The following is a 12,367-nucleotide window of genomic DNA, read 5'->3' as shown; positions in this document are numbered from 1 at the left end:
AGGATTCGAACTTTGCCCGCAGTCCGGACGAGACTTCACGCCGCCGGGACGTGCGAGCACCCGGGCAACAACAACGCGTTCCTTACAGATTTACTACCGATCCTTTGAGGTATAGCGGGGGGAAGGGTCGAATGCAAGTTTTGCGGCGGCCTGATGAAAGGTCAGGCGATCGTCACCGGCACGCGGCGCGCGAGCGCGCACATCAGCTCGTAGCCGATGGTGCCGGACGGCTCGGCAACTTCATCGACCCTGACGTGCTCGCCCCACAGCTCCACGGCCGAACCGATGCCCGCCGCAGGACACGGCGTGAGATCGATGGTGAGCATGTCCATCGACACACGCCCGACGATACGCGTGCGCACGCCATCCACCATCACCGGCGTGCCGGTCGGCGCATGGCGCGGATAGCCGTCCGCGTAGCCGCATGCGACCACGCCGATCCTCATCGCGCGATCCGCCGTGAAGGTGCGGCCATAGCCGATGGTCTCGCCCGCGTCGAGCGTCTGCACGCCGATGATGCGGCTTTCGAGCGTCATCGCGGCGCGCAGCGGGATGCCTTCGAGATGCCGCGCGCAGCCCGTCGGCGACGCGCCGTAGAGGATCGTGCCGGGCCGCACCCAGTCGCGATGCGCGCGCGGGTGCCACAGCACCGCCGCCGAATTCGACAGCGAGCGCGTGCCGGGCAGATTGCGCGTGGCGGCGTCGAATTCGTCGATCTGCCAGTCGATCGCGCCATCGTCCGCGTTGGCGAAGTGACTCATCAGGCCGATCGAGCCGATCGCCTCGATGTCCGACGCGCGCCTGTACGCGCCTTCGAACGCGCCAGGCCGATAACCGAGACGGTTCATGCCCGAGTTCATCTTCAGTTGAATGTCGATGCGCTCGCGCGGCCGCGCCGCCTTCAGCAACGCGAGCTGGTCGTCGCAATGAACCGTGACGGTGAGGCGATGACGGTCCGCCGTCTCCACGTCCGCCGGCTCGAAAATGCCCTCGAGCAAGAGGATAGGCTTCGTCCAGCCGAGTTCGCGCACGCGCACGGCTTCGTCGAGATCGAGCAGCGCGATGCCGTCCGCGTCGGCGAGCGCCGGATAGATGCGCTCGATGCCGTGACCGTACGCATTCGCCTTGATCACGGACCAGACGCGCGAGGACGGCGCCGTGCGTTTGACGAGCTGAAGATTCTGACGAATGGCGTCGAGATGAATGCGCGCGGAAATCGGACGTGGCATGACGTGCTGGATTCAGGGTTGAAGGCAGTGGAATGATGAATCGTATCGACCAGAAGGCAGTTGTTGTTATTTTATTTATGCCGATTTTTAGTCGAAACGCCTGTTAGTTCCAAAGCCTTCACGTCGCGCAGGCTCAGTTCAAATAGCCCAGATGCTCCGCGAGGATGACGCTGCCGACGCCGATCAGGATCAGCCCGCCGACGATCTCCGCCCGCTTGCCGATGGTCGCGCCGACCAGCCGCCCGACCATCACGCCGATCGTCACCATCAGCATGGTCGCGAAGCCGATCGTGGCGGCGGTCGAGAAGATATCGACATCGATGAACGCGAGGCCCGCGCCGACCGCCATCGCATCGATGCTGGTCGCGAAGCCGGTGAGCGCGAGCACCCAGAACGAATGCGAGTTGGGCTTTTCCTCTTCGTGGTCCACGCTGCCGAAGCCTTCGCGGATCATGCGCGCGCCGAGCAGACCCAGCAGGCCGAACGCGATCCAGTGATCCCAGGCCGTCACGTACTGCGCGGCCGCCCTGCCGAGCGCCCAGCCGACGAGCGGCGTCAGCGCTTCGATCACGCCGAAGATCACGCCGGTCTTCAGCGCTTCCGTGACGCGGGGTTTGTGCAGCGTCGCGCCCTTGCCGACAGCGGCGGCGAAGGCATCGGTGGACATGGCGAAGGCCAGAAAAATGGTGGAAGCGAGATTCATCGGGTAGCGCTCTGGTCGGGCAAGACGGAACGACAGAACGCGCGCCCGACCGGTCGCGCATTCCGTCGATGGTCTTGCCAACCTGTGATGGCTGCCCATGCCACGGTCCGAACGACCGAGCGTGTTGACATGGGCGCTTTTCCGGGCGGAAAAGCCGGCTACTCCCCAGCGAAGAAGTGAGAGATTAACACGGCCTGGCGACCGTTCCTGCGTTTGCGCGACTGCTTGGGGTACAGTGAGTGCGCTATGCCGCCGTTCTTACCTCATGCAGACCGCACCGTGTAGGAGGCACCATGCAGCCCGCCCACCTGACTCAATCGGCCGCGCGCGAAGCGGTCGAGCGTCTCTACCGCGCGTTTTCCACCAAGGACGTCGCGCTCCTGCGGCAAGCCGTCACGCCCGACTGGCAATACCTTCCCGAGCCGCCCGGACAGTCGCACGGACCCGATCAGATGATCCCGATCTTCGAAGACCTCGCAACCGCTCTGCCCGACATGCGTATCGAGATTCTCGACATGCTGACGCAGGACGATCGCGTCGGCGTCCGCGCGGAAGTGAGCGGCACGCAATCGGGCCCGTTGATGGGTATTGCCGCGACGAAGAAGCCGCTTCGCTTCGCGATCCACTCGTTCCATGAGATACGCGACGGCCGGGTGTCGAAAACCTGGCATCTCGAAGACTGGCTGAGCGTGTTCCGGCAGCTCGACGCCGTCCCGCCGAAGATGAATCCGCCGGTCTAGTCGCGGCGCAATCCGGGCCGCGCGCGCATCGGGGCATTCACGCGCAGGACATGCTCCACGCACAGTCCGACGAGCGTCGCGTCGAGCCGCTCCAGTTCGCGCGCCGCCTCACGCAAGGCGGGCACATCGGTTCCGAAGGAATCGAAGAACAGCAATTCGCGCTGACGCGCGGCCACGCGCGCCGCCTGCACGGCCGCGCTCAATTCCCGCATGCGCGCAAATCCCGCCGCACGCGCCTTTTTCTCCAGCAAGCCGACGAGCGCTTCGAACGCACGCGGCTCATCGCGCGTGGCGCGCGCCCGGGCGTCGTCGAATAGCGAAAGAAAGCGCAGCACGCTACCCTGCAGCCGCCTATGCGCGTCCACGAGATCACGCAACGACTCGGCGCGCTCGTGATCGTGCGCCGCCTTCAGGGTGGTGATGGTCGCGCCGTAGCCGCTCTCAGTGATGTCGATGGATGGTGTAAGCATGGTGCCGGGAAAATCGGTTCGCTATATATTCATGAATATAACGCATCCCGTTTCCCGCGGGCTAGGCGGCTCGTCGTTTCGCGCGCGCTGACTAACGATTTCCGAAAAGTAAATTGTTGCAGCGCGTCAACTGTGCTAACCTAGGGTTATTACCTAGTTAGTTACCCCTAGTACGGAGCACACCATGGGAATCATCGCCGCCACCCCGATCGCACTCGTTTCCTTTATCGCCACCAAGCTGCGCAACGCCGCTCGCGACGCCTTCAAGACGCGCGCCAAGGTCAGCGCGCTGATGGCCGAAGCGTATCGTCGCACGTAACCTCGAAGCCTCATTGCAGCGTATAGGCGATCACGTAATCGCCTGCTTTCGTGCCGAGCGAGCCATGGCCGCCCGCCGTCACGAGCAAGTACTGCTTGCCGCTGGCATCGGCGTAGCTCATCGGCGTCGACTGACCGCCTGCCGGCAGCCGCGCTTCCCATAGCTTCCTGCCGTCGCGCACGTCGTACGCGCGTACGTACTGATCGAGCGTGCCCGTCAGAAATGCCACGCCGCCCGCCGTCACGATGGTGCCGCCCAGACTCGGCACGCCGAGCGGCATCGGAATGGGCAGCGGCGCGCTATCGACGATCGTACCGTTCTTGTGCATCCACGCGATCTTGTTCGTGCGCAGATCGACGCCCGCCATATCGCCCCACGGCGGCGCCTGGCACGGAATGCCCAGCGGCGACAGGAATGCGCTGATCTCGTAGGCATACGGCGTGCCGCGCGCCTGCTTGATCCCGCTCGTCTCGCTCGTGCTGGTAGCGCCCTCCTGTAGCTTTTCGCGCGGAATCAGCTTCGACGTGAACGCCATCCAATCCGGATTCGCGATCAGAATCTGCCGCACCGGATCGACGGAAATCCCGCCCCAGTCGAACACGCCGAAGTTGCCCGGGAACACCAGCGTGCCCTGCTCGGACGGCGGCGTGAACGGTCCGTCGTAGCGCAGGCTCCTGAACTTGATGCGGCACCAGAGCTGGTCAAACGGCGTCGTGCCCCACATGTCCGCTTCCGTCACGCGGGGCGGATTGAAATTGAGCGCGGAGACCGCCTGAGTCGGCGCGGTGTGGTCGCCCTTCGCCGCGCCTTGCGGCACCGGCACCTCGTTGATCGGCACGATCGGCTGCCCCGTCTCGCGATTCAGCACGTAGATGCTGCCCTGTTTCGTCGATGCGATCACCGCCGGCTGCATGCCCTGCGCCGTCTGCAAATCGACGAGCGTCGGCTGCCCGCCGACATCCATGTCCCACAGATCGTGATGCGTGAACTGACGGTTCCAGCGCAGCTTGCCCGTCGCGGCGTCGAGCGCGACAAGGCCCGCCGCGAACTTTTCCGCCTGCGGCGTGCGCTCGCCGCCCCATTGATCGGGCGTCTGATTGCCCATCGGCAGATAGATCATGCCGCGCTTTTCATCGACGCTGAACATCGACCACATGTTCGGCGAATTGCGCACGTAGGTGCCGCCCGGCGCGATGGGCTCGGTGGCGTCCGGATTGCCCGGGTCCCAGTTCCAGACGAGATGGCCGTCGTTCACGTCGAACGCGCGAATCACGCCCGAAGGCTCATTGTTGGATTCGTTGTCGGTGACATGGCCGCCGACGATCACCAGATTGCGAAACACCGCCGGCGGCGACGTCGAGTAATAGCCGCCCGGCGTGAACGGGCCGATGTTCGCGCGCAGATCGATCGCGCCGTTCTTGCCAAAGCTCGCGCACGGCTTGCCGGTTTCCGCATCGAGCGCGATCAGGCGGGCGTCGGCGGTCGGAAGGAACAGACGGCGCGGACATTCGGCGAGCGCCGTGGTTTGCGCAGGCGTCTGCACGGGCGCGGCGGGTTCGGAAGCGGCTTGCGGTTCGGAAGCCGCAACCGCTTCGCTCGCCTGAGCAGGCGCGGACGCGGCCACCGCCTCCGAAGCCACGGCGGCAGGCATCGCATGCACGGCGGCATCGTAATAAGCGACGCCCCGGCACGTCATGTGTTCCCAATGCTTGAACCCGATCGGGCTCTGAATCTGCGGATCGAACCGCCACTTCTCCTTACCGCTCGTCGCATCGAGCGCGATCACCTTGCTATGCGGCGTGCACAGGAAAATCGTGTCGCCGACCTTGATTGGCGTGTTCTCGTCGGTGGTTTCGGTGGGATCGCCGGGGCCGGGCACGTCGCCGGTGCGGAAGGTCCACGCCACTTTCAACTGATGCGCGTTCTCCGCCGTGATCTGTGCGAGCGGCGCGTAGCGCTGCGCCAGCGGCGACCCGCCATAGTCGGTCCAGTCGCCCGGCTGGCGTCCGGTCGCGGCGTTGGCATCGGCCTGATTCGCGTCGGCGGCCACGTTCACGTCGATACGGCCGGGCCGGTCATGCGGATCGTGGAAATACGTGCCGGCGCCGAGCAGCAGCGCAAGAACGATTGCAGCCGCGAGCGGAGTGCGCGCGGCGCGCGCAGTGGAAGGCGGTCCGAACAGCGCGCCGCGATGCACGAATGGAATCAGCAGCCAGAGCGCGAGCAGCACCCAGATCCACAAGCGCGGCATCAATTGCCAGAAATCGAAGCGCACTTCGAAGACGGCCCAGATCGTCGATCCGAACAGCACGAGCGCGAACAGCAGAAGCGCGGAGCGTCGCCGGATCAGCAGCAGAAGCCCGGTCAGGACGATGGCCGCGCCCGCGATCGCGTAGTACCACGATCCTTTCACCGTCACGAGATACGCGCCGCCCGCCGCCAGCAGCGCGCCGAGCACGATGAACACGATGGCCGTAAAGAACGTGAGCGGATGAAGTCTTCCGTTGCCAGCCATGCTGAAACCCTCCGAGACGATGAATGGCGGAACACGGCCGCGGGCGGTCGTGGTTCGGGCGCTGTCGCGTCGTGGGAGAGAGCAATCGTTGTGCCGTTCGGCGGGAGTAAAGCGTGCGAGGAGTGCTTACAAATGACTTTCCCGCGATTCAGCGATCAAAGCGCCCGCGGCCAGAGCCCGCCTGGCAGGCTCACGGGAATCACGCCGGCGACGAACGCCGCCTTCAGATCGGCGCGTTCGGAAAAGCGCGGCGCGTCGAACCAGGTCAGGAATTCATCGCGCCAGTTGCCCCACGCGTTCTCGTCGAAATCGAAATCCTCGTCGATCCGGCCGTTGTCGCGCAGATAGGCGCCGACCACTTTCGTGCCGTTCCAGTACGCGACGGCCACATCCGTCAGATCGGCGGTCATGCCACGCGGAAGATCGCGCAGCAGCATCGCGACGTGCGCTTTGAACGATTCGAATTCGGTCGGTTTCATCGCGTGCTCCGCGTCAAAAAGTGCGTGAAAAACCTGCATGCGGCGTGCTCGTTCAGCCGAACACGCCCTTGTTCAAATCCTTCTCGAACGCGGCCGTCCATTCGGAGCCGTGTCCAATGCGATAGTCGCGTTCCTTCAGCGTGGAACGTCGCGTAATGGTGACGGTGCCCTGCAGCGGATAGACATCGTCCACGACATCGGACGCGCCGCCTTCTGCGACGAGAAAATCGCTTTCGTCGAGCCGGTGGCGCGCGAGAATCGCGAGAAAATCCGCTCTCTCGTCCGGTGCGATCACTGTCATCACGGCCTCCATGATCGAACGCTGCTCTCTTCAAAGTAGCACACGCGCGGCGGAAAGTCGGCGCATATCTTGCGACGAGCGCGGCAGGGCGCACGCGCGCGCGATGAACGCGCGTGCCGATTTTTTCGATGAGGAGCCGATACCGATGAATCGCGGATCAATCTTTCTTGTCGCGGCGGCGTTCGCCGTCTGCACTCATGCACATGCCGACGATGCCGTCTGCGGCACGCTCGAAAGCGCGACCAACGACCAGGACGGCATGATCGCGCTGCGCGAAGGGGAAAGCGTGAATTTCTGGCGCGGCGGCGCCGTGAGTCACGGCGCGCTGCATGTCTACAAGGATGGCGAAGTGTATCGCGTGTACTGGCAGCCGGAAGGAAGCGGCGACCTGTATGTGCTTGCGAACGAAGGCACGACCAGCGTGCGGCTCATTCTGACGCCGCCGCGCGGCACGAAAGTGGACACGGGACCGGGCAGCCTGCCGCCGCAAAAAGTGCTGTCGTGTCCCGCGCTCTAGATGAACGTGCTTACTTCGCTGCAAGCACCTTGCCGATCGCATCGGCGACGACTTGCACGTTGCTGTCGTTCAGGCCCGCGACGCACATGCGGCCCGAGCGCAGGATGTACACGCCGAATTCCTCCTTCAGACGGTCCGCCTGCTCAGCGACCAGACCCGTGTACGTGAACATGCCGCGCTGCCTGATGTAGCGCGTGAGCATTTCGCCGCGCACGTGATCCTTCAGTCCGTCGTGAATCGCCTGGCGCATGCGTGCGATGCGCTGGCACATCGACGCGAGTTCTTCCTGCCACGACTGCCTGAGCGCCGGCGTGTTCAGCACGTGCGTGACGATCTTCGCGCCGTGCGTCGGCGGATTGCTGTAGTTCGCGCGCACCGCGCTCGTCAGTTGGCCGAGCACGCGGTCGGCTTCGGCGGCATCGTCGCAGATCACGTGCAGGCCGCCGCAACGCTCGCCGTACAGCGAAAAATTCTTCGAGAACGAATTCGCGACGAACGCCGGCACGCCACGGCGCGCGAGTTCGCGCACGGCGAACGCGTCGTCGTCGAGGCCGGCGCCGAAGCCCTGATACGCCATGTCGACGAACGGCAGCAGATCGCGTTTCTGCAGCACGTCGATGAGCTTCACCCACTGCGCTTCGTCGAGATCGACGCCCGTCGGGTTATGGCAGCACGCATGCAGCAGCACGACGCTCTTCGCGGGCAGCTTGTCGATGGCGTCGAGCATCGCGTCGAAGCGAAGGCCGCCGGTGGCTTCGTCGTAATACGGGTACGTGTTCACTTCGAAGCCCGCGCGCTCGAAGATGAAGCGGTGGTTTTCCCACGTCGGATCGCTCACCCACACTTTCGATTGCGGGAAATAGCGCTTGATGAAATCGGCGCCAACCTTCAGCGCGCCCGAACCGCCGAGCGTCTGCACGCTGGCGATGCGTCCGTCCGCGCGCGGCGGGCTGTCGTGGCCGAACACGAGCGCCTGCACGGCATCGCGATAATGCGCGAAACCGGCCATCGGCAGATAGGGCTTCGCACCGGGCTCCTTCGCGATCGACAGTTCCGCTTCGCGCACCGCATGCATCACGGGCAGACGGCCTTCGTCGTCGAAGTAGATGCCGATGCTCAGGTTGACCTTGTTGGTGCGCGGGTCCTTCTGGAAGTTTTCGTTCAGCGAGAGAATCGGGTCGCCGGGATAGGCATCGATATGTTCGAACATGGTGTGAGGGTGTCAGGACGGGGATCAGCGAGATGGAAGGCGATCGGCGCGCGTGGCGTCAGCGCCCCTTTTTTTGAGATAGTAGCCGATTCCGAGCACGGCCAGCCAGACCGGAATCAGATACACCGAGAGGCGCAGGTCGGGCGTCTCGAACATCACCCACACGATGCCCGCCAGAAACGCCAGCACGACGTAGTTCGTGAACGGAAAGCCGAAGCTCGGAAACGACGTCGTTGCGCCGCTCGCGCGTTTGCGCCGCCGGAACATGACGTGGATGATGCTGATCATCGCCCAGTTGATGACGAGCGCCGATACCGCGAGGCCCATCAGCAGGCCGAACGCGCGCCCCGGAATCAGATAGTTGATGACCACGCACGCCGCCGTGACGAACGCCGACACCGCGAGCGCCGTCAGCGGAATGCCGCGTCGGCTCACGTTGAGCAGCGCCCGCGGCGCGTTGCCCTGTTGCGCGAGGCCGTACAGCATGCGGCTGTTCGCATACACGCCGCTGTTGTACACCGACAGCGCAGCCGTCAGCACGATCACGTTGAGCACGTTCGCCACGAGCGTGCTGTTCATCTCGCGGAAAATCAGCACGAACGGACTGCCGCCGGTCGCGACCTTGTCCCACGGATACAGCGCGAGCAGCACGCCGAGCGCGCCGACATAGAAAATCAGGATGCGATAGATGACCTGATTGGTCGCGCGCGGAATGCTCTTCGACGGATCTTCCGCTTCCGCCGCCGTGATGCCCACGAGTTCGAGGCCGCCGAACGAGAACATGATCACGGCCATCGACATCACCAGCCCGTTCACGCCGTGCGGAAAGAAGCCGCCGAGCTGCCACAGGTTCGCGACGCTCGCCTCCGGCCCCGCCTTGCCCGACGCGAGCAGATAGCCGCCGAACAGGATCATCCCGACGATCGCCGCCACTTTCACGATCGCGAACCAGAACTCCGTTTCGCCGTAGGACTTCACGCTCGTCAGGTTGATCGCATTGACGATCACGAAGCACGCGAGCGCCGATATCCACGTCGGCAGGCCCGGCCACCAGTACTGCATGTAGATGCCGATGGCCGACAGCTCCGCCATGCTGACGAGGATGTAGATCGCCCAGTAATTCCAGCCGGAAATGAAACCGGCGGCGTGGCCCCAGTACTTGTCGGCGAAATGGCTGAACGAGCCCGCGACCGGCTCGTCGACGATCATCTCGCCGAGCTGCCGCATGATGAAGAACGTCATCAGGCCGGCGATCGCGTAGCCGAGCAGCACCGACGGCCCGGCGAGCTTGATGGTCTGCGCGACGCCGAGGAACAGCCCCGTGCCGATCGCGCCGCCGAGCGCGATCAGCTGGATATGGCGGCTCTTGAGTCCCCGCCTGAGTGTTTCGTGGTGTGGTGCTTCGTGGGTGTCGCCGGAAATCATGTCGATGCCTGTGTGCCGCAAAAGTTACCGCTTTGATATGACCGCATGTACGCCTATGTCGTTTCGCCCACATTTCTGCTGCCGTTTCGGGCGGAAACTGTTGTTTTTTGGTGCGGACGGACCCATAGGGCAATGAAAAAAGAGCCGATTATTCGAGGACGGAGCTGCGATTTTACCGCCCGGCGACCCGCGAAGCCTTGTTGGGCGGACCATTCGCCGCCGTATCTCCGAACTTTAGATCCGCACAGCAAACGATTTGAGGCCGAAATCAGGTGTTGTTCGGAGGATTGCCCGGGGCGTGGTGGCGGGAGAATCCCATCATCCACTCACGACGGGGTCGCCATGTATCAGACGATGGAAGGAAACGCCAGGCCGCATCGAACGGCGCAGTGTTTCGCTGAAGGATCGCAGTACAGCATGCCGGCTACGCAGGCCGAGTTGCTGCGCACGCTGCAGTCGGTGTCGGACGACATCATGCGACTCGCCGGCAAGCTGCACGCCGGACGCGACGCCACGGACGAAGACGCCGTGACGATCACCGAGCAGCAGGAGCTTGCGCAACATCTGATCGGCCAGTTGCTGACGATGCCCGCGTCGCAGCCGTAAAGGAAATATAGGGACCTAGCGCGGAAGCGGCCGCAGGCCGCCCGCGTACATCGGGGAAGGACACATGAACTACTTGACCATCATCGCGGCTGTATGGGGAATTTGCGCGATCTGCGCGGTGCTGTTCATCCGCGGCGCGGCGCAGCGCAATCAGGAACCGCTGCGCGTGCAAAGCGAGCGCGAGCCGAAAGCGAACCGCTCGGGCGACTACGGCCGCCCGGTCTGACCCGATGAAACCGGCGAGGCGCGCACGCCTCGCCAGCGCGTCGGGGTATTACTTGCCCGCGCCGATCGCGGCGACCGCGGCGCGCAAGCCCAGCAGATAGCTGTCCACGCCGAAGCCGGAAATCTGTCCCTTCGCGATTTCCGCGAACACCGATTTATGGCGGAACTCCTCCCGCGCGTGCACGTGCGACATGTGCACTTCGATGACCGGCGCCGTCAGAATGGCGAGAGCATCGCGGATCGCGTAGCTGTAATGCGTCCACGCGCCAGCGTTGATGACGATCGCATCGACCTTTTCCTCGAACGCACGATGAATGCGCGAGCACATCTCGCCTTCGATGTTCGTCTGATAGCACTCCACGTCCACGCCCAGCTCCTTGCCCAGCGCGGCCATTTGCTCGTCGATCTGCGCGAGCGTCGCCGTGCCGTACTGCTTCGGGTCGCGCTTGCCGAACATGTTGAGGTTGACGCCGTGCAGCGTCAGGATCTTTGCCATGTGATTTCCTTGAACGGAATGGGGAATTGAAAAGACTCAGGCGGTCTCGACGATCTTGCCGCTCGTCGCCGCGAGAACGATAGCTTCGGTGATCCGCAGATTCTGCAGCCCGTCGCGTGCGCTGACAATAGGCTCGGCTTCGCCGCGCGCCACGCGCCCGAAATGTTCCATCTGATGCGCGAGCGGATCGTCGCGCTGCATCGGCACGATGCTTTCCTCAAACGGCTTCCACCACGAGCGGTCGGACGCGGCGCCGTAGGACTTCAGACGCATCGTCGGCACCGAAAGCGAGCCGAACGTGCCCGCGATCACGTAGCAGTCTTCGTCGGGATAGGTTGAATACGCCTTGTTTTCCTGCGAGGTCTGTTCCCAGCTGCGCGGGCACGCGGCGGTGTCCGACAGCATGAAGGTGCCGAGCGCGCCGCTCGCGAAGCGCAGATTGATCGCGACCGTGTCCTCGACGGGAAAGCCACGCGTCGCCTGCGAAGCGAACGCCTGCACCGCGACGATATCGCCGCACAGCATGCGCAGGTTGTGCACCTCGTGAATCATGTTGAGCAGGATCGGCCCGCCGCCCGGCTCGCGCCGCCACGGCGCGCTGGCGTAATACTCGTCGGGCTTGAAGAACACCGCGCTGCCCATCACCGCGACGAGCTTGCCGAGCCGCCCTTCGTCGATCACCTGCTTCGCACGCGCCATGATCGGGCTATGCGCGCGATGATGTCCGATCAGCACCTTCGCGCCCGAACGCTCCACTTCATCGACGAGCGCCTGGGCTTCGTCGACGGTCGGCGCGATCGGCTTTTCCAGCAGCGTCGGCACGCCCGCCGCGAGACAGACGCGCGCATGTTCGACGTGCAACTGGTTCGGCGTGGCGAGCACGATGCCATCGGGGCGGTCCTTGGCGAACAAATCATCGAGCGTGCGGTAGAGCGGCACGCCCGCCTTCGCCGCGATATCGACGGCGGCGGGCGCCGGATCGACGATTGCACAGAGCGTGCAGGTCGCGCTCGACTGCGCGACGCCCATGTGCGCCTGACCGATATAGCCCGCGCCGGCCACCGCGATGCGTGTCTTAACCGGGGAGTTGCCTGTGTCCGTATTCACTTGAATGTACCGAGGTTGATAAAAC

15 protein-coding genes and 1 riboswitch are annotated in these 12,367 nt (G+C 64.2%); of the genes, 5 read left to right on the top strand and 10 right to left on the bottom strand.

Annotation, left to right across the window (positions count from 1 at the left end):
• Window positions 1–161: 161 nt before the first annotated feature.
• Together alr and mntP are read right to left on the bottom strand one after the other, a co-directional pair.
• Entirely contained in the window at window positions 162–1,229 is a 1,068-nt protein-coding gene (gene alr, locus NK8_RS26385) for an alanine racemase (RefSeq protein WP_213232649.1), read from the bottom strand.
• Window positions 1,230–1,362: 133 nt separating this feature from the next.
• Window positions 1,363–1,932, bottom strand: a complete 570-nt coding sequence (gene mntP / locus NK8_RS26380; protein ID WP_213232647.1) for a manganese efflux pump MntP — start codon at window positions 1,930–1,932, stop codon at window positions 1,363–1,365.
• A 9-nt stretch (window positions 1,933–1,941) separates the two neighbouring features.
• Window positions 1,942–2,111: riboswitch (yybP-ykoY riboswitch) on the bottom strand.
• A 114-nt stretch (window positions 2,112–2,225) separates the two neighbouring features.
• On the opposite strand from mntP, the gene NK8_RS26375 reads away from it, so the two are divergent.
• Window positions 2,226–2,672: an ester cyclase gene (locus tag NK8_RS26375; protein ID WP_213232645.1), complete on the top strand. Its 447-nt coding sequence runs from the start codon at window positions 2,226–2,228 to the stop codon at window positions 2,670–2,672.
• Here NK8_RS26375 and NK8_RS26370 read toward each other — a convergent pair.
• Window positions 2,669–3,142, bottom strand: coding sequence for a hypothetical protein (locus NK8_RS26370; protein WP_213232643.1), 474 nt, complete (start codon window positions 3,140–3,142; stop codon window positions 2,669–2,671). The genes NK8_RS26375 and NK8_RS26370 overlap by 4 nt on opposite strands.
• Window positions 3,143–3,326: 184 nt before the next feature.
• On the opposite strand from NK8_RS26370, the gene NK8_RS43420 reads away from it, so the two are divergent.
• Window positions 3,327–3,461, top strand: coding sequence for a hypothetical protein (locus NK8_RS43420; RefSeq protein WP_286202804.1), 135 nt, complete (start codon window positions 3,327–3,329; stop codon window positions 3,459–3,461).
• A gap of 10 nt (window positions 3,462–3,471) precedes the next feature.
• On the opposite strand, the gene NK8_RS26365 is transcribed toward NK8_RS43420, so the two are convergent.
• The 3 genes from NK8_RS26365 to NK8_RS26355 all read right to left on the bottom strand — a co-directional run bounded on the left by NK8_RS26365 (window position 3,472) and on the right by NK8_RS26355 (window position 6,756).
• Complete coding sequence (locus NK8_RS26365; RefSeq protein ID WP_213232642.1) at window positions 3,472–5,976, bottom strand: glucose/quinate/shikimate family membrane-bound PQQ-dependent dehydrogenase; 2,505 nt, start codon at window positions 5,974–5,976, stop codon at window positions 3,472–3,474.
• A gap of 155 nt (window positions 5,977–6,131) precedes the next feature.
• Window positions 6,132–6,455, bottom strand: a complete 324-nt coding sequence (locus tag NK8_RS26360) for a hypothetical protein (protein WP_162070154.1) — start codon at window positions 6,453–6,455, stop codon at window positions 6,132–6,134.
• Between the two features lie 52 nt (window positions 6,456–6,507).
• Window positions 6,508–6,756 carry a hypothetical protein gene (locus NK8_RS26355; RefSeq protein ID WP_213232640.1) on the bottom strand — a complete coding sequence of 83 codons (249 nt, stop codon included), beginning with the start codon at window positions 6,754–6,756 and terminating at the stop codon, window positions 6,508–6,510.
• A 145-nt stretch (window positions 6,757–6,901) separates the two neighbouring features.
• Between NK8_RS26355 and NK8_RS26350 the strand changes: the two genes are divergently transcribed.
• Entirely contained in the window at window positions 6,902–7,273 is a 372-nt protein-coding gene (locus tag NK8_RS26350; protein ID WP_213232638.1) for a hypothetical protein, read from the top strand.
• A 10-nt stretch (window positions 7,274–7,283) separates the two neighbouring features.
• Here the strand turns inward: NK8_RS26350 and NK8_RS26345 are convergent, their stop codons facing one another.
• Together NK8_RS26345 and NK8_RS26340 are read right to left on the bottom strand one after the other, a co-directional pair.
• Window positions 7,284–8,483, bottom strand: coding sequence for an amino acid aminotransferase (locus NK8_RS26345; RefSeq protein WP_162070157.1), 1,200 nt, complete (start codon window positions 8,481–8,483; stop codon window positions 7,284–7,286).
• Window positions 8,484–8,507: 24 nt separating this feature from the next.
• Window positions 8,508–9,908: an amino acid permease gene (locus NK8_RS26340; RefSeq protein WP_213232636.1), complete on the bottom strand. Its 1,401-nt coding sequence runs from the start codon at window positions 9,906–9,908 to the stop codon at window positions 8,508–8,510.
• A 417-nt stretch (window positions 9,909–10,325) separates the two neighbouring features.
• Here NK8_RS26340 and NK8_RS26335 point away from each other — a divergent pair, with 417 nt between their 5' ends.
• The gene (locus NK8_RS26335; protein ID WP_225936474.1) at window positions 10,326–10,514 is read left to right on the top strand and encodes a hypothetical protein; all 189 of its coding nucleotides are present in this window, start codon (window positions 10,326–10,328) and stop codon (window positions 10,512–10,514) included.
• 64 nt (window positions 10,515–10,578) lie between these two features.
• Window positions 10,579–10,740, top strand: coding sequence for a hypothetical protein (locus tag NK8_RS26330; protein ID WP_174258134.1), 162 nt, complete (start codon window positions 10,579–10,581; stop codon window positions 10,738–10,740).
• A gap of 48 nt (window positions 10,741–10,788) precedes the next feature.
• Here the strand turns inward: NK8_RS26330 and aroQ are convergent, their stop codons facing one another.
• The gene (gene aroQ / locus NK8_RS26325) at window positions 10,789–11,235 is read right to left on the bottom strand and encodes a type II 3-dehydroquinate dehydratase (protein ID WP_162070160.1); all 447 of its coding nucleotides are present in this window, start codon (window positions 11,233–11,235) and stop codon (window positions 10,789–10,791) included.
• A 36-nt stretch (window positions 11,236–11,271) separates the two neighbouring features.
• Window positions 11,272–12,264, bottom strand: a complete 993-nt coding sequence (locus NK8_RS26320; protein WP_301549912.1) for a Gfo/Idh/MocA family protein — start codon at window positions 12,262–12,264, stop codon at window positions 11,272–11,274.
• Window positions 12,265–12,367: the final 103 nt, after the last annotated feature.

This window comes from Caballeronia sp. NK8 (genome assembly GCF_018408855.1).
GTDB lineage: Bacteria > Pseudomonadota > Gammaproteobacteria > Burkholderiales > Burkholderiaceae > Caballeronia.
Note: the sequence above shows the minus strand (reverse complement) of the source record. Positions and strands in the feature narration are given on the sequence as shown.

Bases quoted from the DNA above. Each gene is read 5' to 3' on its own strand.
- aroQ (WP_162070160.1), bottom strand. From the start codon at position 11,235: ATGGCAAAGATCCTGACGCTGCACGGCGTCAACCTCAACATGTTCGGC.
- NK8_RS26335 (WP_225936474.1), top strand. From the start codon at position 10,326: ATGCCGGCTACGCAGGCCGAGTTGCTGCGCACGCTGCAGTCGGTGTCG.
- NK8_RS26345 (WP_162070157.1), bottom strand. From the start codon at position 8,483: ATGTTCGAACATATCGATGCCTATCCCGGCGACCCGATTCTCTCGCTG.
- NK8_RS26350 (WP_213232638.1), top strand. From the start codon at position 6,902: ATGAATCGCGGATCAATCTTTCTTGTCGCGGCGGCGTTCGCCGTCTGC.
- alr (WP_213232649.1), bottom strand. From the start codon at position 1,229: ATGCCACGTCCGATTTCCGCGCGCATTCATCTCGACGCCATTCGTCAG.
- NK8_RS26360 (WP_162070154.1), bottom strand. From the start codon at position 6,455: ATGAAACCGACCGAATTCGAATCGTTCAAAGCGCACGTCGCGATGCTG.
- NK8_RS26340 (WP_213232636.1), bottom strand. From the start codon at position 9,908: ATGATTTCCGGCGACACCCACGAAGCACCACACCACGAAACACTCAGG.
- NK8_RS26355 (WP_213232640.1), bottom strand. From the start codon at position 6,756: ATGACAGTGATCGCACCGGACGAGAGAGCGGATTTTCTCGCGATTCTC.
- NK8_RS26370 (WP_213232643.1), bottom strand. From the start codon at position 3,142: ATGCTTACACCATCCATCGACATCACTGAGAGCGGCTACGGCGCGACC.
- NK8_RS26365 (WP_213232642.1), bottom strand. From the start codon at position 5,976: ATGGCTGGCAACGGAAGACTTCATCCGCTCACGTTCTTTACGGCCATC.
- NK8_RS26375 (WP_213232645.1), top strand. From the start codon at position 2,226: ATGCAGCCCGCCCACCTGACTCAATCGGCCGCGCGCGAAGCGGTCGAG.
- NK8_RS26320 (WP_301549912.1), bottom strand. From the start codon at position 12,264: ATGGGCGTCGCGCAGTCGAGCGCGACCTGCACGCTCTGTGCAATCGTC.
- mntP (WP_213232647.1), bottom strand. From the start codon at position 1,932: ATGAATCTCGCTTCCACCATTTTTCTGGCCTTCGCCATGTCCACCGAT.
- NK8_RS26330 (WP_174258134.1), top strand. From the start codon at position 10,579: ATGAACTACTTGACCATCATCGCGGCTGTATGGGGAATTTGCGCGATC.
- NK8_RS43420 (WP_286202804.1), top strand. From the start codon at position 3,327: ATGGGAATCATCGCCGCCACCCCGATCGCACTCGTTTCCTTTATCGCC.